The following is a 19,846-nucleotide window of genomic DNA, read 5'->3' as shown; positions in this document are numbered from 1 at the left end:
TTCAAAAAATTACGACGGCAGATTTTCAGTGTTCAGCAAGAAAAAATCGATCAAAAATTGAACACAGAATTCAAGAATTTTGATCAGGCCGACGTCATCGAAAAATTTCGAATTCCATGTAGCCTTCTGATTTTTCATCGGTGCGTGTAATGGAGGTCTAAATTTCTTTGATGGGATCCAAGACTTTTATCGTGAAGCGCTTTTCCCGAAATAAAGCTTTTGCGAAATGTAGTGGGAATGTGCTGAACCCCTCCAGCATTATTGTTTTTTAGTAGACACAATCATTAGAACTAAAAACTTAGTTATTTTAACAGTAAACCTTAGATCTATTAAAACTAAACTTTTAGTTTTGTACTGCCTAATCATTATTTCGTTAATTTGTATTAGCCTACAAAATGGAATAATACAAAAAGGGAGCTTTAGGGCTCCCTTTATTTTTCTTAAGTAATTAAGTATTATAAAATTCCTTCATCGGCAAAGCTCAGGTAATTTCCTTCGCTGTTGATGATCAGGTGATCTAGTAGTTTAATATCCAGAAAATCACAGGCCTTTTGAATCTTGGAGGTCAGTTTTTTATCGACTTCGCTGGCCTGTAGTTTTCCTGAGGGGTGGTTATGGCAAACAATAATTGCGGTAGAAAGACTTTTTAGAATTAGGGCAAACATAATTCGCATATCCACTAAGGTTGCGGTAATTCCACCGGTCGAGATTTGGCAAATCCCTTTAACGATATTGGAATTATTCAGGAGCATCACTTTAAAAGATTCCTGTAATTGAATTTCGTTTTTATCCCAATTGGTATAGTAAAGGTTCGCTGCATCCTGGGAGCAGGTAATTTTGGGACAATTAGAAATTGTTATCCGGTCTTTGTAGCATAGTTTTATTTCGTTAACTTTAGAAGACATAATTAATAGATTAAGGTTAAATAAAGGGGGTGTTAATTCTGGAGAGGATACACCCTTTTTTAATGATATTGATTAAATTTATAGACCTAAGCTTTAGGCTTAAGATTATCTCAAAAGCAACAAGGGCGCGAAGGGGTTCCGCCCTTGTTTTTCTAAGGCTTGTATTAATCCTTACTACCTAAGAGTAGAATTTCACTCACTAAGATTTCGGTCACATAACGTTTATTCCCTTCCCTATCTTCGTAAGATCTGGAAATCAGTTTGCCTTCGATGGCAATTTCCTTTCCTTTCGGCACATAGTTTTCGATAATCTCGGCCTGTTTATTCCAAGCAACAAGATTATGCCATTGAGTATCCTGAACGGATTCCCCTTTTTGGTTTCGGTAATAGTCATTAGTAGCAAGACTTAAACGCGCCACTTTTTTGGAGGTGTCAAGATTAGTAATTTCGGGAGTGTTTCCCACATTTCCGATTAACTGAACTTTGTTTCTAATAGTACTCATAATAAAAAGATTTAGAGGTCTACCCGGAGGCAGACGGTTACACATACATTGAACTTGTTTGAAAAAATGATTTACTTATTATATCCGGAAGCGTTTTTCCATTTTTTGATTTTTTAGTTTCCCTTCCGAATAGATATGTCGCTGTTGATTTCATATTGAACTGTTTTGATTTACTTCCCATAGTGCCGTATAGCTGTTATCTTTTTTTGATGCTTACACGATTCAATATTTTGGATTGATTAGGACTTATAAAAGCGAACGCAGGGAGCGGCTTATGCAGTCCGGTTCAACTCCAAAATATTGGTGTTTTGCAACCCAAAAAAAGAAGGCTAAGGGGCACTGAAGTGAATTAAAAACCGATTAGGAAGAAACAGCACAATAGCCGGAAGGGAAACTAAATGCAAGAAGCATTACTATCCTGCATTACTATATGACATCGCATTACACAAATACTAAGAATCTATGTATTTCATCTTGTAATAATGCAGAATTATTTATCTCAGGATGAATACAATTACCACATCGGAATATTTAAGCCAATCAATAATCGACCTAAACAAACTGTATGACAGATTCTTATATTAAAAAAACAGCAATTGAAAGCGACGAATGAAGTAGATTATTTAAAGGCTTTCACCCAACATCTTTAAACTAATTTTAAATACTTTTTGCATCCCGATTATGATTATAGTTCGTTAATAAGAGAGCCTTGCCCTACTAGCTTTCTTAATTATACTCGTAGAAATGCAGAACTTATCCCCAGATGAAATAATTATCCTATGAATAGGTTTTACCCTTATCATCTATGCCATTATATTTTTAGTTAAGATCACTAAATCCAATAGAGAATTAAAAAAGAGTTTATTAAACAGCGATTTCCCAAAGAAAAAATAAATCGTTGTTTCCGTATATTTTGATTCTCCTAATCGAAAGGAATTAGGTTAAAAGGCGGATTAAAGACCAAGAAATCATAACGCATTTAAAGATTTGTCCGAGGTGTCAAAGTGAATTATTATTAAAAGAAGGCCGTTATGGTAATTTCTACGGATGTTCTAATTATCCAAAGTGTACTTACACCAAAAATCTTAGATCGTAGTTAATTTTTAATGACCAAGTATAAATATTTTTGTTCATCATAATTCTCAGTTTATCTCATCGCGGGAAGGCTTTTGTTGTATATGCTGCGCGCATTTAGTGAGCGTAAATAGAACCTCACCTTACGGGTTTACAAGCACCCTCATTATTATATTTAATCCAAGATAATTATGGACTTACATCTTTTTTATAGTCTTTTGATCATTATTTTATTTCCTCTCAACTCTAAGGGGAAGGCTTTTGTTGTATATGCTGCGCGCATTTAGTGAGCGTAAATAGAACCTCACCTTACGGGTTTACAAGCACCCTCATTATTATATTTAATCCAAGATAATTATGGACTTACATCTTTTTTATAGTCTTTTGATCATTATTTTATTTCCTCTCAACTCTAAGGGGAAGGCATGTTGTATATGCTGCGGGCATTTAGTGAGTGCTATTGAGACCTCACCTTACGGGTGTACAAGCACCCTCATTTTTAATTTTAATCCACGATAAGTTCAATTCCGGCTTTTTCAGCCTTATATTTTATTTTGGTCATAAGTTCATAATAATTCCAATTCCTTAAAACAAATCCATTTTCCTTTTTGGCGATCTCCATTTTATCTTCCTGATTTATTAAAATGAGTGTACCTGCTTGCTGTTTGATACAAAAATCAATAAGCATCCGACTGTATACATGCAAACGGTTATCTACATAATTTCTTTCTTTTTCGTGAAATCTTTCTACTGCTTTTGTTTTGCGCTTATATCCTTTTCCTGATCTACAATAGGCAGTAGCATTTTGCACTCTTTTTAAAGCAGCCTGAATGGCTAATCTTCTATATAAAAACTCTTCTCTACTACCAATATTAAGCTTTGCTTTACCAGATTTCACTATAATAGGATATTCAAGAGATAGGGAGGCTTCTGCAATTATTTCCGGTTTTAGGCAATGCTTTTCTTTCGCAACTTCAAATACGGCTAACCAATAAATTTTTCCTTTTTTCAGTTGAATTTTAGAAGCGCAAAGTTTGATTTGGCCGGCTACTACCTGTTCCAGCAAGCTTCGTTTATCCGTATAATCCTTCCCTAAATAGGTTTTAAAAGGAATAGAAAATAAACGAAAGCAAAATGCTTTTTTTTCTTTTTTATAGGATAATCCATGAATCCCTATCGTTCCAAATGGAAAAGGAATATCCCTTCTATAATTTGCTAGCGAGCGCTCTCCCCTCCTATATTGCACCAAGTTTTTACTGAAATTATTCATGATATTATAATTCATATAGGCTAAAATGTTGGTTGGGACCTCACCTTTAAAACGATCGGATACCACCCGGTAGGTACAATTGCTCCTGGAACGATTAAGCATGCCATCTTCAGCTTTCTTATCATCTACCAGCCTATATTTTATCCCTTCAGATAAATAAAAAAAATCCTTAATCATTTCCTGAATATACTGGTGGGTAACAATAAGGTTACCCGCCCTATAGCTTCGATTCTGCCAACGGTATAGGGTATCAAGAGCCTCTTTTCTTTCTTCTTTGGTAGGGGCGTCCACTAGCAACTGGATTTTTCGGGTGAGTTTTATAGTTTCTTTTCCCATGATTAAGCCGATTGTTGTTGTTGGTGTTTTTCCTGTAGCAACCTATAGGCGGCCATAAATTCTTTATGGACTTCTTTTTGAGATAGTTGCAGTTCTTCAGCAATTGCCGTAAAGGAATACTGCTTTTCATTACGCAGTTGTAATACCTTTTCCTGCTCCTCTGTCATCTTGCCCTGTAGTTTTACCGTAACCACCTGTTTGGGTTTGGTTTCCAAATCGTTCCCTTGATGGATAATTTTTTTAATATCCTCGATCGCTCTTTTCACCTCGTTACTGGTGTAGGTAATACTGGTTCCCATAACCTGGGCAATGTTTTTATATTGAAAACCGTATTTTATGCAGAGTTCAATGAGACGACGTCTTTCAGCACTTAACAACGGAAAGACACGGCTTATCCGATCAAAGGCTTTCTGGTCGGCCTCCTGATCCTGAAAATGCATATCTTCTGACTCCGGGTCAAATCCATGCATATATTCCTGATAGCCTGGAAAAAACTCCAGTCTGTTCATATTCCGGTGAAACCTATTCCTTGGGCGGCAATAGTAATAGATACACTGCCGTTTCATGACATACAGAAGGAAGAAGAGAATATGTTTAGGATCTTCTATATGATCTCTTTTTTCCCATAATTTAAGGAACGTATCCTGAAGAATGTTCTCAATAACAAATTCATCTTTAATTAAATTCTTCCCCATCCAAAAGAGTTTTTGGCGATATCTGGCATAAATAAACTCCATAGCATCGGGATGCCCTTCTTTTAAAAGTTTAAACTCACGTTCCATAGCCAATAGGTTTAAATGTTGGATCGGATCTTCGAATGGATACTGTATTAATAACTAATACGAGTCTTTCGGTATGGTCTATAATTTTCATGGTATGCTGTGGTTTTTGTTTGTTTTTATCTAGTTCGAAACCATAGGCCTTCCCAAATTGCCGATAAACAAGTGGGAAAGGCTATGAGCTTAAGGGAAGGCTTTCTGGCTTCTAGCCTAGACTAAATGGCTAATTCATTAAACGGTGGTTTGTTTCTTCTTATAGGTTTGGTTATACCAGGTTATTCTAATTTTTCTTCTTAATATGATTTTTCCTTCTAATTGGTTAAAATAATAATTAGCAAATAGGATATGAAAATTCCTTACATGTAAGCTTATATAATTCGAATATAGTAAAAAAATTAAAAAGGATACATATATGTATCCTTTTTTTATATTAGAAAATGGGACTTTTAATCCGATGTCAGATAAAAAGCTCATACAAGAGAAGAAAGCACTAGGATTAAGAATTTCTGAACTCAGAAAAAAAGTCATCAATCCAGAAACAAATAAGCCTATTTCGCAAGAAGAATTAGGATTAAGAACAGGAAATGCAAAAAAAACAATTGGAGAAATTGAACGAGGAAATACAAATCCTACTTTTGAAACATTATTTAAGATAGCTAAGGAACTAAAAGTAGAAGTATTCCAGTTATTTAATAACGAATAAAATTAAGGCTTAAAGTAATTATTACTTTAAACTGATAGTATCTTAATAAGATAAGATCTCAAAATATTGGAGTTCTATTAAAGAAATATTAAACTTGTGTAATTTTTCTACCCTACTCATTAATTTTCTAATACTTTATTCAATAAACTGAAGGTGATTGATCCAATTTATTACGATAATGCTTCAACTACAAAAGTTGATCATCGTGTTATAAAAGAAATGCTTCCTTATTTTTCGGAATTATATGGTAATGCTTCGAGCCAACACGAATTTGGGAAAATTGCAAAAAAAGCTATTGAAAAATCTCGACGTCAAGTGTCTAGTCTTCTGAATTGTTTCGAGGACGAAATCATTTTCACATCAGGTGCAACTGAATCCATCAACCTCGCATTGAAAGGATTTGTCGAAGCCAATTCTTGTAAGGGGAATCATATAATTACCGTTAAAACTGAACATAAGGCTGTTTTAAATACTTGCGAGTATTTAGAAACAAAAGGCATAGAAGTAACATATCTTGATGTAGATAAAAATGGCTTAATTGATTTAGAAGATTTAAAAACCAGTATTCAAGAAAACACTTTCCTTATTTGCATAATGTGGGTGAATAATGAGACTGGTATAATTCAGCCAATCAAGGAAATTGGCAAAATCGCCCAATCAACCAATATCACCTTCTTTTCAGATGCGACTCAAGCTATAGGAAAAATTCCTGTGGATCTTCAAGAAATTTATGTTGACATGCTTTGCTTTAGTGGACACAAATTATATGGTCCTAAAGGAATAGGAGTTCTATATAAGAAACCTGAAATTGAGATTACTCCACTTATTCATGGAGGAGGACAAGAAAAAGGTCTAAGAGGAGGCACTTACAATAGCCCATTAATTATTGGACTTGGTAAAGCTTGTGAAATAGCGAAGTCTGAATTTAAAGAAAATTTTCTCTCCTTAAAAACTAAAAAGGAAGAACTGGAAAAACATTTTACGGCAAATGCAATCGGCATAGTGAATTTTAAGGATATTGAAACAGCTCCTCACATTCTTAGTATTACTTTAAATAATTTTGAAGCCGATGAATTTTTAATGATGAAATCCAAAGAATTTTTAGCATCTACCGGTAGTGCTTGTAATTCTGAAATTATCCAACAATCTCACGTTTTAAACGCATTAAAAATAAAAAATGCAGAAAAAGTACTTAGGATCAGTTTCTAATAATAGTCAGAAGATAAAAATTAATGATCTTTTAAATCATATCCCACAGGGTAGAAAATTAACTTACCTCGGTAAAGATTTCATAGAGGGTATATCAAAATATCATGAAATATTTTCTACCGATGATATTGATTTAAATGAAATATTAATATCGGAATTCCCTAATATTATATATAATAAAAAACTTATAAATGATTTAAAGTTATTCAATAAAAATCTTATTGATCAAATAACTCAGGACGTTATTCAAATCCATTCAGAACAATTATCCGATAATAAGTTGAGAGATTGTCTAATAGATTATTATGATTTAAAATTACCTGAGACACCAACTATAGAATACAAGCTTCAATTAAATTCTGAATGCGACACAACTTTACATGATTACCAAGAAAGAATTCGACGTAAAGTTATAAACTTAATATATAGAAATAAGAAGAAATTTCTTATTCATATGCCGACAGGTGCAGGTAAAACTAGGACTGCAGCAGAAATAATTATTGATTTTATACGATTGCATTCCAGTTTCACACTATTAAATGAAAAGCTTAAAATCTTGTGGGTAGCCCAGTCAGAAGAACTATGTATACAAGCATATGAAACCTTAAAATCTATATATAATAAAAAAGGCACTAATAATATTTCCTTTGGTCATTTTTACGGTCATCATAATATCAACCCAAGTATTTTAGACGATTCGGCAATAATTTTCACATCTATTCAAAAATTACTTATTAATTACAAAACTCCGATATGGGAAAAAATTAGAAATGATAATTACTTGGTAGTTGTAGATGAAGCCCATAGATCTATTGCATCTCAGTGGATCAAGGCCCTAGATTATTTCGTCCAAAATAATGCCGTAAATCTAATTGGCCTTACAGCTACGCCAGGATCAGGCTCAAAAGATGAATCGGTAAAAAATTATGGATTGTCTAAGTATTACGATAACAATAAAATTACTTTAATGGATGAATACTATTCAACCATTGATAAGCCTATAGATTATTTGGTTAAACGCAAATTTTTAGCAAAAATAGAGAGAAACGATATTGTGTCTCAAACTTCGATCAGTAATGGTATTTCTGATTTTCAAGGAGGAAGATTTAAATTTAAAAAATCCACCCTTAAAACATTAACTAAAGATCCAAAAAGAAATGCTAGTATCATAAACATAATCAAGGAACATGTAGAAAAAAATGAAAAAATTTTAGTTTTTACATGTGGCCTAGACCATAATAAAATTTTGAAAACTATACTAAAGTATAACGACATAGTTTCAGAAATCATTGACCAAGGCACCAAAAACAGGGAGGCTATCATTTCTGATTTTCGAGATGGAAACTTGAATGTACTATTAAATTATGGTGTTTTAACGACTGGATTTGATGCACCCAAGACTAATGTTTGCATTATTGCTCGCCCAATAGACTCAATTGTAATGTATTCTCAAATGGTAGGTAGAATTTTGAGGGGACCCTACAACGGAAAAGGTAATAGTCAAAACACATTATATACGATTAAGGATAACTTAAATCATGGTGATTATGACGATTTATTTAACTCATTTAATAATTTTTGGAGATAATGATTGAAACAAAAGTACGCCGTCCGCTAATGGGTACGGCAAATATTTTAGACCTACAAAATAACGGATATAAAAACTCAGTATATGCTATCGCTGAGATAATAGATAATAGCATCCAGGCAGGTGCGGACAATATTGATGTTATAATAGTTAATAACACAAATAAAAGCTCATCCACAATTTCTGAGTTGTTAATTGTAGATAACGGAGAAGGTATGGATAGAAATACCTTTGACAAAGCCTTAATGATGAATAGTGGAACAAGAGGAGGTGCAAAAAAGGGATTGGGGAAATACGGTCAAGGTCTACCCAATGCATCAATATCCCAAACACAAAGAGTAGAGGTTTACACCAAAAAAGATTCAAAGTTATTATATAACTATATAGACCTAAATGAAATTCACTTAACTCAAGAACCATATCTACCCGAAGTAGAAGAATCTAATTCGATTGATATTGAATTGTTCCATAAAACAGACTATAAGCTTTCAAACACGGGTACAATTGTTAGGTGGGTGGATCCTAACAACATAAGACCTAAAACTATTCGATTATTAGTTGAAAACATTAATCGTCTAGCGGGAAGAATTTTCAGATATTATTTATCTGGTTTTCAAAGTAATAATGAGCAATTAACAAAAACTAAATTGAATGTTTTAGTTTATGATTTTAATGGAAAAAATTATGATTTAAACTTGGCTCAATCCATTCGAGAGGTAAAACCTTTTGATCCAATGTTCTTGATGCCAAATACGCAAATGGAGGATGAATTTAAAAATTTCAATCATCCAACGAATAAACTTTTAGGAAGAATTGAGGAAAAAGAATTTGAAATTGAAATTCCAAATTCTCATAATCAATTAGAGAAAGTCAAAACAAAGGTTGAGATCGCCTTTTCACACGTCAAGCTAGAGGAAAGATATAGAGAAACTATTCATAATCCAGGAGACACTAGCTTTGGAAAAACTTACAAAAAGCGTAATATTCCATTCACAAGAGGATATAACAACATTTCTATAGTTAGGGCTAACAGAGAGATTGATAATGGGGATTATGGATTTATTGGAGATGTCTCTGACCAGACTTTAAGATGGTGGTCAGTCGAGATCAAAACAGAACCAGTTTTAGACACCATAATTGGTATAGACAATAAAAAGCAGCAAGCTTCTAATATTAAATTTCTTGATGCAGATGAAGAGAATGATAGTCATGAAATACTTACCTGGATTTCAGAAACTATCTCTAACAATATATCTACATTAAAAAAGGAGATAAATTCACAATACCATCAAATAAATAATAAAGAAAAGGGAGGAAAAAAAGGTGACATTGATAAGACCCCTATAGGTCCTACAGAACCTGGTCATGACGAAAAACCTGAAGAGAAACCTACAGATAAGAATAAACAATTTCTATATGATTGGATTAAAGAAAGATATGAAAGCCTTACTAGTAAAGAAATCGAATCACGAGTAAATTGGGCCTTAAGTATCAGTGACAAATATATATTTGTTTATTCCGATTTAGGTGAAACAGACCTATATTCATTTACAAATATTCCGGGTATAGCGACTTTGATTGAAATTAATTATAATCATCCTTTTTACATTTACTTTATATCTAAATTAGAAGATGACACTAGTAAACCTGAAAATTTAAAGAAACTTAGGTCAATACGGCTATTGATTTGTTCTTTGGTTAAAGCAGAGATATCAAACAAATCAGATGACCGAAATATTACCAAATATCTCAAAAAATTTAAAAATACATTATCAATATCTTTAGATGATTACATTGAAGATTTATTTATAGAATAATTATATAATTTATGCCTAGCCCGAGAAGCTTCAGTATAAAGCTTCTCGGGTTTATTTTTTTCATCGATTAGATGCGAATCCAAAATAAATACTATATCTGCCTCCAATCCTTTGAAAGTATTTATTGTTGTATAGTTTATAGTGTTTTTTTGAAACCTAGCTTTGTTATCCAAAGACCTCAATGGTAGTTCATCTATAGTATCCAATTCTGAAATAGAGCTATCTGCCTTCTTAGAATTCAAAAGAATAAGAATTTGTGCAGGATCAATATTCTCTTGTTTTAATAGAGATGAAATTTCATCCCGCAAAAACCTCAAATTTTCATCTTTATCATTAAATGATCTTATTTCTACTTTCGAACCAATTGGGGTTTTCTCAAAATATTCTATTTCAGACCCTGAATGCTTAGAAAGATATTTAATAATATTCTGCGTATTTCGACAATTTTCAGGTAATTCATAATGAAAGAAATTAATAGAATTAGGTATAGTAGAATAGTGCTTAAATATATTTTGCATTGCATCTAAAAAGATAAATTTTTTTCCCTCATCTTTAATCTGATTGAATAATATCTCGTACCAAAATTCTTTAAAATCTTGACCTTCATCTATGATTAGAACATCAAACTTTTGCTCTCCAAGATTTATATACTCCTCTAATTTCATCGGAACCTCAAGATTCCAGAACTCTTCTTCCTTACTTGAATTTTCACTCCACCAATCAGGATCAAATTTCTCAATAATGTTTCTTGCGAACGAATGGAAAGTTTTCACCTCTAAACCCTCTTGATTCCTATCAAACTCATATCTAATTTTATTCGCAAGTGTTCGATTAAAACATAAAAAAAGTACAGTTTTACCATCCGCTAGAAAATCCTTTGCTAAGGTCTTTGCAACTATAGTTTTACCAGATCCAGCTGGCCCTTTTGTCACAATATTTTTATTGGATGTGGCTCGTTGGAATAAACCTAATTGATAATCCGTAAGCTCAACAAATCTTTGTTCATCGTATTTTATCCTGGTACTTAAGATTTGAACAAAACCGATTCCTCGTAGCAACAAGCTTTTAAATTTTTCATATTGCCATTTCCTTACCCCATTTCTTGACGGATTCTGCTGCTTAATAAAATCAAAAAGGTACGGTAAAGAATCTGCTATATAGTGTAGCTGGTCTTGATCAATTAATTGATCTTTATGAATGGCACTGGGTAAAGAATTTTTATTGGCAATTGAACAATCAGGAAAGCATAAACCCCAACCAACGGGCATATCAGTAATTAAACTTTTATAATTATTGGCAAGAGAATGCGCAGCTGAACTTGCTTGAGAGTCTGGTCTTTTATTCATTCGTTGACTATTTTGATACCATTTATCCGAAACCCCGTCATAATTGATCATTCCTCCTTTTACCTCTAAACAAACAATTGACTTACAAGGATCTGCTATTATAAAATCGATTTCGAATTCAGATTTTTTACCAACTCCATCGGTTACAAATCGCTTAGAGTAAAAGACATCGTATTTTTCAGAAATACTTTTTAATCTCTCAAAAACTTTCTTTTCAGAAAATTCATTATTTCTTTCTTCCGGAAAAAATTCTGGATAAATCATTTATTATAGATATTTTTATTAAAACAAACCGTCCGAATGTTATATATCAGTGGAACTAACCTAGAATCTAGCGCGATAGAATTCGTTGATTCTAATGAAAAAGTTACTATTTTTTCAGCTTATATAAAACTAGATGAAATTAAAAAAATTAACAGATCTAAAAATGTAAAACGAATCATTGTGAGATGGGAAATTCTTGACCTTTGCAAGGAAGTTTCTGATCTCGAAGTTTACGATTATTGCCAGGAAAATCAAATTGCACTATTCAGAAATACACGTCTACATATGAAAGTAATGTGGAATGACAATGGTTCCGTATTATTTGGTTCTGCAAACATAACAAACAAAGGTATTGGTGAAAACGGAAGGTTTAATTATGAGCTAAATGGTTTAAAGGAAAAAATCGAATTTAATACCATTAAATATTTCAACCAAATCTTAAAAGAGAGCCAGTATTTAAATGATAGTCTATATTCCAAAATAGCAGCGCAGGTTGAAAAGATTGGCAAAATTGAAGAGCCTCAAGAGCCATATATTATAAAAAGTCTTGAAGAAAAACTTCAAAATAAATTCTTACTGTCCGATTTGCCAATGAGCAGAACAGTCGATAATCTTTATAACACTTATTCGCGCCTAGAAAACTCAACTAATGAGGAATTATTATACGCTGCACATGATTTAGCACTATATGAATTACCTGACAGTTTGGATAGAAATAATTTTGATCAATTATTAGGATTAAAATTCAATTCTCATCCATTCATCATTGCTCTTAAGCAAAATATTGCAGAAGAACAATCTATGAGATATGGTAGTGTCTTACGATGGATTCAAACCAACACTACAACTGTCCCAACTCCCCGCAGTTGGGAATTGAAAAAAGAACTTATCGTAAATATTTTATACGATTGGATTTGCCATTTTGATAAAAACTTCACCTATTCAAAGCCACGACATAGTGAAGTGATATTTTATATTGGTAACGAAGAGCATGAATTTAAAAATGAAAAATCAGGCATCGCTAACTTTATTAGAAGATTAAAACGAGATAAAGCCAGAGGAAAGATTGCGCCACATCAAATTATCCTACTTCTTAGCTTATACAGGATTTATAATGAAAACAGAGAGATAAAAATTTCAATAGATGAATTGAAATATAAATTTGAAAAAGCCTGGAATGAAAATATAGAACCTCATTCATCCAATAACCCCAATATTGTAATGCCGATAAAAGCGTTTTACAGAAGGAACTACATTAGTTTAATTCCTAGAACAGAAGACATTTTGAGTATTCGAAATTACAGCGATCTAAATTCAATATATAAATATATTAAGTTGGAGGAACCATTAATTAGTCTTATACCATTAAAAAATTTTGAGGAGATAGTTTATAAACACATATAGATGTTACAACTATATAAATCCCTTCAAATATCTAATGGCATCCTCTAAGGAATCTAATATTATATTTGAAGATTCATGACATATGGCAAAGTATCTCTCAAATTTCTTATCTCTTGGAGATCTTTCATCTATCAATATTATCAATTTATTTTTGGCTTTTGCATAACCAATTTCTAAAGCCAAACCATAACCAGAAGGATTATCTTGACTCATATATCCAAGAAGTATATCGCATTTTTCAACATGAAATAAATCCCAATTAGTATATTCAGTGGGGTTTTCTAGATCGTGTTTAGCTGGATTAAAAATAAAAAAATCGTTTCCAAGATTATTAATAACTTTTTCTTGCCACTCTCCTTTGAAACCACCAGCTAAATAAATTTTGTTTTGCATTAATTTAAATTTGAAAATGGAATTCTTTGTGAAATTGATCGAAACATTCTTTTACTATTGCCTAATAAAGGTATTAAGCCTAAAAAGATAAAGTATAATACCAGATAGCTTTTTTCTATTTTTATGATTTGTATTTCCGTTCCTATCCAAAATAGAGTTAATTGAACTAAGGCAATAAAGCATACCAACATCAAAATTGTTGAGACATGATCGAAAACAGACGATCTGAACATAAAAGTATAAACCTTATCATCCATTTCAGGATTTCGTGACATTAAAATATTTCTCATCTCATTAATTTTCATTTGATCAACATTCTCATAACCTTCATTTTTTAAAAAAGTTTTTGCAGATTCTATTGTTGAAGATTTTAAAAAACTTAATTCCCAATACCTGCTATGCTTAGATCCGATATAACTATTGAATCTTTGTTTCGCTCTCTCATTATTCAAATTCGAATCAAATTTCCTTTTTAAAAAATCGACTATAATATCTTGATTCCTTACCTTAAAAATGGTTAAAGAATAGACAACAAAACCTAAGCAATAGGATAATACGACTATTAGACTAGGCATAAATAACTCCCAGTTGAAAAGAAAATTATTGTCCCATATCAATCCTGGTACTATAATGAAGTTGAACATTAGAATTAGTAAAAAACCTGGAATTAGATAACCAATTATATCCCAGATAAATTCCTTTAATGAACTAATTATATCTCCCATTATTTATTGCAATTAAATAAAGCAACTGGCGCACCCTTCTCCTTCGGCTTGTAAAATTTCATCTTGCCAAGAAGAATTCGTTCTAGACCTTTTCTCTTGACGTAAGGTTCTTAGGTAATGCTCCTTTTTAATTGCTTTCACTCTTTCTGGCTTTCTTAGCTCTTCCAAAGTTTCTTCTGCCCATGCATATCCTTCTTTTTCATATTCCACCGCCTTATCATATAGTTCAGGATGTTGCTCTAACAACCAAACCCACTCAATCTTTTGCTGGTAGAAACAAAAGAAACATCCGGATCTACTCCGGGAGTAAGTTCCAGTTTTAATTTCTCCATCAATCTCAACTTGGTATTCAATTGGCTTGTAATAAGCAGGAATACCTACACCACTATCCTCTAAAAGCTTAAAAATATCTTCAATACCTAAGTTATCGGAATTATCAACTAAAGGAAACTCATCTAACTGACCAATAGGATAGTCGGTAGTTTTTAAAAATTCAAATACTACCTTATTAAACGCTTTTACATCAGCATCTAAAAGTGCATTTAATTTCTGTTTTTGAGTAAATTGAACCGAAATAGGTTGCTCAACATAGGCTAATATATTTTCTAAGAGCCCAGAGGTAGAAACATTGTTTTTGTAATATTTGACAATCTGTTCAATGTTTGAATTTGAAAGGACCTTTTTAATTACATCTTCGCTCCAAATGTTTTTTCTAAAAGGGAAGATGGTCTGTATATTCTCTTTCTTGGAAATATAACCTTCACGATTTTCATCTCCACGGATCCCTACATATGAAATGGTTGGCGTATCTCCTACTTCATCCTCAAACGGCTTTAGTTTCATTTTTTTTGTACACCACCTAGCCATAGGTGAAGGCAAATACCCCCCATATAAAGCTAGAAAGTGATCGAAAGGATTTTTGAGAGGTGAGTTTTCCTCATTCATTGACTTATACAACTTAATATTCTTACCAAGTTTAGAATTCAACTTTTTTATTAAGTCATAAGTTTCTTTTAACTCCTTTCCAGTGTCACAAGTATAATATTCAATATCCAATTGAGGATAATTTTTACTCATGTAAATTGCAAGAGCGGCACTATCTTTCCCTCCAGATATTCCTAAAACGTGATTTACTTTTCCCATATTAGACTTCCATATTTTTGGATAGTAATTCAATCAAAACTTCTTTTCTTTTTTTAGACTCAAGATTTTCGATCAATTTATCGATATCTGTCTTAATTCTGCTTAATATATCAGAATCACTACTATTTTGATTTACAATAAGTTTTTCTTCTATTGGCTTTCCAGTTTCATTGTAGAAACGAAAAGAAAATAATTTCTCTTGATTAGATGCTTTGTTAAAAGAGTGAATTTCTCCCGCCTTAATTAGACCATCACATAGATCTTCGATGGTTTTCAATAGCAATGGCTCTTCTTCGTCAATTAGTTCATCTATATTTTTCCCTAAGGCAACATCTGCCACAGATTTTAACCAACTTGCTCGATCATCTAAAGGAGAAATTAATCGTTTGTAAAATATATTTTGAATTTCTCCAAGCGTATTTGAATCTACATCTGCAAGCTTAGAAAAAATTTCTTCCTTATACTTTTCGAAAACTTCACTTTTACAATAGAATGAAGAAATGATCGTCTTCTCAATTCTATTTAACAATTCTCCATAAGAATTACGTAGCTCCCGAATAGCATCTTGAATTTGTTTGGAAAAACTTTCCAAAACTTTCTCATCTTCCTTGATCGACATTCCATGATAACCTAAAGCTTCCGGAAATAAATTGAAAAGCGCATCTTCTGGATCTTTTGCATCAACTATTGCTTTTCTTAAAGCAATGGCCTTATTCGAAAGCTTCATTGTTTTCAAAGAATAACTATTTAACCCTCTTTGAAATCTCAAAAAATTACTAAAAATAGAAAGGAATACCGATTGTGTTCCTTTATCTTTTAAATTATCCCCTTGGACAATTTCCTTATAGCTCTCTAAAAGATTCACCTTTAATCCTGAAACATCATAACTTTTGATCAAGAAGTTTTCTGGCTTCTTATGAATTAAATCTAGTACATCTTCATCTAAATAAGGTATATAACCTCCATCAATATGAAACAGAGCAAAATCCTCCTGCTTTGCGATTAAAAATGTAGGTAACCAAAAGTCAATCAAACCTTTTTTTAGCTTAAAAGGAGGCTCCATTAATAAATCGAGTAACTCATTTAAGTTCCGTTTGTTAGCAAGAGTTGACTTTAGGAACTTCTCACTCTCATTCCAAAGCACATAAAGATTTGAATCATTTTCAGGTGCAGATAATTCATAATAGCCTAAATTCTCGTTTTTCTTATGTATTCCAGATTTCTTTAACAAGCTTATATAAATAGCTTTTTCAGGCGGAAATTTAAAATCTTCAAAACCAAGCTTTTCTTTCGAACTCGAACTTAATAAAGCTCTAATGAAGTTTTTCCTCGCTGCATTAATTGGAGCACTTAAATACTCTTTGTTAATTAATTCATTTTTGAGCACTGGAGCTTTAGAATAAATTTCATCACAAATCTCTGCCAACCATTTATATAATCTTTGCTTGTTTGACACCTCCTCTAATTGGCCCATGTGAATCCAAACATTAATTTCTTTTTCAAACATTTGGCTCACCACCAATGATTCTAAATTATTGAGATGGAATTGCCTTTCATCATTCAATAATTTTAAAGCATTTTTATCTTCTTGATGTTTTTCAAGCAAAAGATCAAATTGCTTGATCTTGAAAAGTTCATCTTTAATCTGGGCAGAATTATTGTAAACAACGAAAATATTCCCGGGTTTGGTCTTAGAAACCTTAAGAAGTTTTTTTACATCAACCTCTTCAAAAATTAAGTTGATATAACCATCAATGGCTCCAACAGCTGGTTTCACATCATTTATCTCTTCACTTTTAGTTAATCGATATTCGAAAAATCTAGGAGTTCCTTTATCGAAGGTATACTTCTTAACCAATTCAATAGGATAATCTATAAGATTACCTATCTCATCACTAACTGAAAAATTTGGATTAATTTCCTTTCCAATAGAAATTAATTCTTGCTCTAGGTCAATATCGGTTCCCTCTAAAAAATTCAGCTTTTTACTATGCTTATAGAATCTTATAATAGAAGCCGATAATAATTTCTCTACAACTTCAGTAATATCAACATCCTTTGTTAGTCTAAAATATTCTATTAAAAACTTTCTATCGAAACGCCCTCCAGCTTTCGCAAAAATATTCACTAAGCCAATCGTTTTTATTACTTCTGTTGCTACTGAATAATCAGCCTCAAAAATTAATTCCGCTCTTTCTAAAGCCCTAAATGAAGAATACCATTGTGGCCGATGAGGATTCTCTGGGCTATTGATTTCTGCTGGCATGGTGTGTACTAGATATTCAAAAACCTTTGAGACCGGAAAGAAACCTCCCTTCTGCTTTCTAATAGCATACTTAGAATCATCGTTCAAGAAAGAAAATAATGATCGCTCATTTTGTCCATAACGTTGTAGAGAATTAACTAACACGTTTGTAGACAACCAATCTAAAGGAAATAGTGATTCAGTTAGATCAGAATTAACGCTTGAATTAACCAAACCCGATTCTTGAATCAATGAATTTAATTTTTTAAAATTGCTTTTGAGTTTAACAGGTAGTTTAAACTCATCTAATTTCTTACTAGCAAAAAATATTAATTGCTCTACTGGTTCATTAAAGATTAGATCTACAAATCTACCTCTTACCTTTTCCCATTCTAACTTATCTTGGTTGGATAAATTTTTACCATATGAGGAAAAGGTCTGATGAAGAGTGATTATGAAATAGGATTCAAAATTTTCATCATTAGTCCACTCTGAAATTTGTTGAAGTAAATAAAGTTCGTCTAATGCATTATTTCTTGAAGCGTTTTCTAAAAACTTCCCAAACTCATCAACAACTAATACAAAACCGAGCTTCTTTTCATGAGCTTTATCTCTTTTTTTTCTTAAGGAAGTTAAAATATTATCACTAGTAATATTCTTCAATTTTAAAGCCTTAGAGATCGCTTCCGAAAACGGCTCATTACTACCAACCATTTTAACAACTTGATAACCTTCTATATCTTTGCTCGACTCGAAATTAGCAAAGAATAGTTTTTCATTATTTAGATTTTTCTCTAGAGCCCAAAGGAAGGTAGATTTTCCAGTACCATAGTTTCCAATTAAGTTAAAAGACTTACTTGCCCCATGATTATATATGAAAATTCTTTCGAATATTTCTTTTGTATTCGGAGTAACAATATATTCTATATCCTTCTCCTCATCTCTAAGTATATTAGTTGAAATATTAGCTATGTAACTCATAATGCTTTCTCAAAAGGTTGATCATAAAATTTTCAGAGTAATCTTTAAATTGAATTTGTCTTACTCCTGCATCATCTTTATAGACAAATTGAGAATAAGCATCACACAGTTTATCTATCATGATTTCTAAACCTTCTATTGATAAACACAAATAAGAGGCAATTGTCAACCGAATTTTATCAAAATTTACAACCGCTTCATTAGGAAACTCATTTAAAAGACAGTAACCGAAAATTTCAGGTGTTAAAGAAGAATGAAAACTCCTGTTAATACGATAAACGAACTCATTATTCTCATTCCTCCTATTCGTATTTAAAACTAAATTAAGGGCAAGTAAAGGAGTATTAAAATCATCCTCCACAGTTTTTATATTTTTTTTGGGAGCAACGTAAGTTTTAATAAAAACTTTAAAATCGGAATTTAAAGTTTTATCTGTAACTGATTTTTGATTGTTTCTTTCAATTTCTCGGTGTAGGAAAGATTTTATCTGAGTTTCAGAAAATTCTAAACTCGCCTTGTCTGAAAAATAGTCACGAAATATGAAGGGAAAAATAGACGCATACCCAGTAGAACATAAGTAGTACTGCATTAACCATAAAGATCCCTCATTTTCCAAATAAGGATCCAATTCTAATTCTTTAAATAGAATATTTGCCAGTCTACCTTTTTCATTTTGATCATCATCAATAACATTAAAAGCCTTCATCCAATGTAAAATTGAACGCACCATATTTTTACCTACTCCTAACTCAGGGATAGCTGCATTACTTTTAAAATTTGAGATACCACCATCAAAACCCAGCCTATCATTCTTATTATCAATTAGTTCCAAACCCTTTAATAACCACTGTTCACGACAATGAAATGTATCATGACCCGAGAAGCGTAAATTTGGCATAAAAATAAATTTTATTGCAATTTACATTTTAAATGGAGACATGTCTCCATTTACTTAAACCTTTTTATTCACAAATCATCAATTACGGATTATTTCCATGTAAAAATAGGATTATTTCCAATAAAAATACAATCAATTAATAATTAAATATACTTGATCGATATTATGTTGAATCAAATATTGATATATCGAATTTGATATTAAATACCTTGTTTTAATATCAAATTTTATTTATATTCAATCTGCGTGCAAATTGCGTGCAA

At 32.0% G+C, this 19,846-nt stretch carries 16 protein-coding genes; 6 read left to right on the top strand and 10 right to left on the bottom strand.

The annotated features are described in order from the left end of the window. Window positions 1-455: 455 nt before the first annotated feature. Both PBT91_RS00210 and PBT91_RS00205 read right to left on the bottom strand, forming a co-directional pair. Entirely contained in the window at window positions 456-905 is a 450-nt protein-coding gene (locus PBT91_RS00210; RefSeq protein WP_270059801.1) for a JAB domain-containing protein, read from the bottom strand. A 164-nt stretch (window positions 906-1,069) separates the two neighbouring features. Then, a complete protein-coding gene (locus PBT91_RS00205; RefSeq protein WP_270059800.1) occupies window positions 1,070-1,408 on the bottom strand; it encodes a single-stranded DNA-binding protein in 339 nt (112 codons plus the stop codon). A 952-nt stretch (window positions 1,409-2,360) separates the two neighbouring features. On the opposite strand from PBT91_RS00205, the gene PBT91_RS17625 reads away from it, so the two are divergent. Then, window positions 2,361-2,504, top strand: coding sequence for a topoisomerase DNA-binding C4 zinc finger domain-containing protein (locus PBT91_RS17625; RefSeq protein WP_443089649.1), 144 nt, complete (start codon window positions 2,361-2,363; stop codon window positions 2,502-2,504). A gap of 483 nt (window positions 2,505-2,987) precedes the next feature. Here the strand turns inward: PBT91_RS17625 and PBT91_RS00200 are convergent, their stop codons facing one another. After that, window positions 2,988-4,088 (bottom strand): hypothetical protein, encoded by a 1,101-nt coding sequence (locus PBT91_RS00200; RefSeq protein ID WP_270059799.1) that lies wholly within the window; start codon window positions 4,086-4,088, stop codon window positions 2,988-2,990. 2 nt (window positions 4,089-4,090) lie between these two features. Further along, window positions 4,091-4,870, bottom strand: a complete 780-nt coding sequence (locus tag PBT91_RS00195; RefSeq protein WP_270059798.1) for an RNA polymerase sigma factor — start codon at window positions 4,868-4,870, stop codon at window positions 4,091-4,093. 409 nt (window positions 4,871-5,279) lie between these two features. Between PBT91_RS00195 and PBT91_RS00190 the strand changes: the two genes are divergently transcribed. The 4 genes from PBT91_RS00190 to PBT91_RS00175 all read left to right on the top strand — a co-directional run bounded on the left by PBT91_RS00190 (window position 5,280) and on the right by PBT91_RS00175 (window position 10,184). Continuing rightward, window positions 5,280-5,570, top strand: a complete 291-nt coding sequence (locus tag PBT91_RS00190) for a helix-turn-helix domain-containing protein (RefSeq protein ID WP_270059797.1) — start codon at window positions 5,280-5,282, stop codon at window positions 5,568-5,570. Between the two features lie 153 nt (window positions 5,571-5,723). Then, the gene (locus tag PBT91_RS00185; RefSeq protein ID WP_270059796.1) at window positions 5,724-6,779 is read left to right on the top strand and encodes a cysteine desulfurase family protein; all 1,056 of its coding nucleotides are present in this window, start codon (window positions 5,724-5,726) and stop codon (window positions 6,777-6,779) included. Further along, on the top strand, window positions 6,748-8,367 hold the full coding sequence (locus PBT91_RS00180; RefSeq protein WP_270059795.1) for a DEAD/DEAH box helicase: 1,620 nt from the start codon (window positions 6,748-6,750) through the stop codon (window positions 8,365-8,367). Before PBT91_RS00185 ends, PBT91_RS00180 begins: the two co-directional genes overlap by 32 nt. After that, a complete protein-coding gene (locus tag PBT91_RS00175) occupies window positions 8,367-10,184 on the top strand; it encodes an ATP-binding protein (protein WP_270059794.1) in 1,818 nt (605 codons plus the stop codon). The genes PBT91_RS00180 and PBT91_RS00175 overlap by 1 nt, the downstream gene beginning before the upstream one ends. Here PBT91_RS00175 and PBT91_RS00170 read toward each other — a convergent pair. Continuing rightward, window positions 10,157-11,794, bottom strand: a complete 1,638-nt coding sequence (locus PBT91_RS00170; protein ID WP_270059793.1) for an NERD domain-containing protein — start codon at window positions 11,792-11,794, stop codon at window positions 10,157-10,159. The two genes, PBT91_RS00175 and PBT91_RS00170, sit on opposite strands and share 28 nt — an antisense overlap. Window positions 11,795-11,830: 36 nt before the next feature. On the opposite strand from PBT91_RS00170, the gene PBT91_RS00165 reads away from it, so the two are divergent. Next, window positions 11,831-13,198, top strand: coding sequence for a hypothetical protein (locus PBT91_RS00165; RefSeq protein WP_270059792.1), 1,368 nt, complete (start codon window positions 11,831-11,833; stop codon window positions 13,196-13,198). A gap of 9 nt (window positions 13,199-13,207) precedes the next feature. Here PBT91_RS00165 and PBT91_RS00160 read toward each other — a convergent pair whose 3' ends face one another. The 5 genes from PBT91_RS00160 to PBT91_RS00140 are packed head-to-tail and all read right to left on the bottom strand — an operon-like array spanning window position 13,208 to window position 19,583. After that, window positions 13,208-13,591, bottom strand: coding sequence for a nucleoside 2-deoxyribosyltransferase domain-containing protein (locus PBT91_RS00160; RefSeq protein WP_270059791.1), 384 nt, complete (start codon window positions 13,589-13,591; stop codon window positions 13,208-13,210). After that, window positions 13,591-14,316, bottom strand: coding sequence for a hypothetical protein (locus tag PBT91_RS00155; protein WP_270059790.1), 726 nt, complete (start codon window positions 14,314-14,316; stop codon window positions 13,591-13,593). The genes PBT91_RS00160 and PBT91_RS00155 overlap by 1 nt, the downstream gene beginning before the upstream one ends. 12 nt (window positions 14,317-14,328) lie before the next feature. Next, window positions 14,329-15,459 (bottom strand): phosphoadenosine phosphosulfate reductase domain-containing protein, encoded by a 1,131-nt coding sequence (locus tag PBT91_RS00150; RefSeq protein ID WP_270059789.1) that lies wholly within the window; start codon window positions 15,457-15,459, stop codon window positions 14,329-14,331. A gap of 1 nt (window position 15,460) precedes the next feature. Then, the gene (locus PBT91_RS00145) at window positions 15,461-18,685 is read right to left on the bottom strand and encodes a hypothetical protein (RefSeq protein WP_270059788.1); all 3,225 of its coding nucleotides are present in this window, start codon (window positions 18,683-18,685) and stop codon (window positions 15,461-15,463) included. Further along, complete coding sequence (locus PBT91_RS00140) at window positions 18,669-19,583, bottom strand: DUF4007 family protein (RefSeq protein ID WP_270059787.1); 915 nt, start codon at window positions 19,581-19,583, stop codon at window positions 18,669-18,671. The genes PBT91_RS00145 and PBT91_RS00140 overlap by 17 nt, the downstream gene beginning before the upstream one ends. Between the last annotated feature and the right edge of the window lie 263 nt (window positions 19,584-19,846).

It is taken from the genome of Zunongwangia sp. HGR-M22, from assembly GCF_027594425.1.
GTDB lineage: Bacteria > Bacteroidota > Bacteroidia > Flavobacteriales > Flavobacteriaceae > Zunongwangia.
Note: the sequence above shows the minus strand (reverse complement) of the source record. Positions and strands in the feature narration are given on the sequence as shown.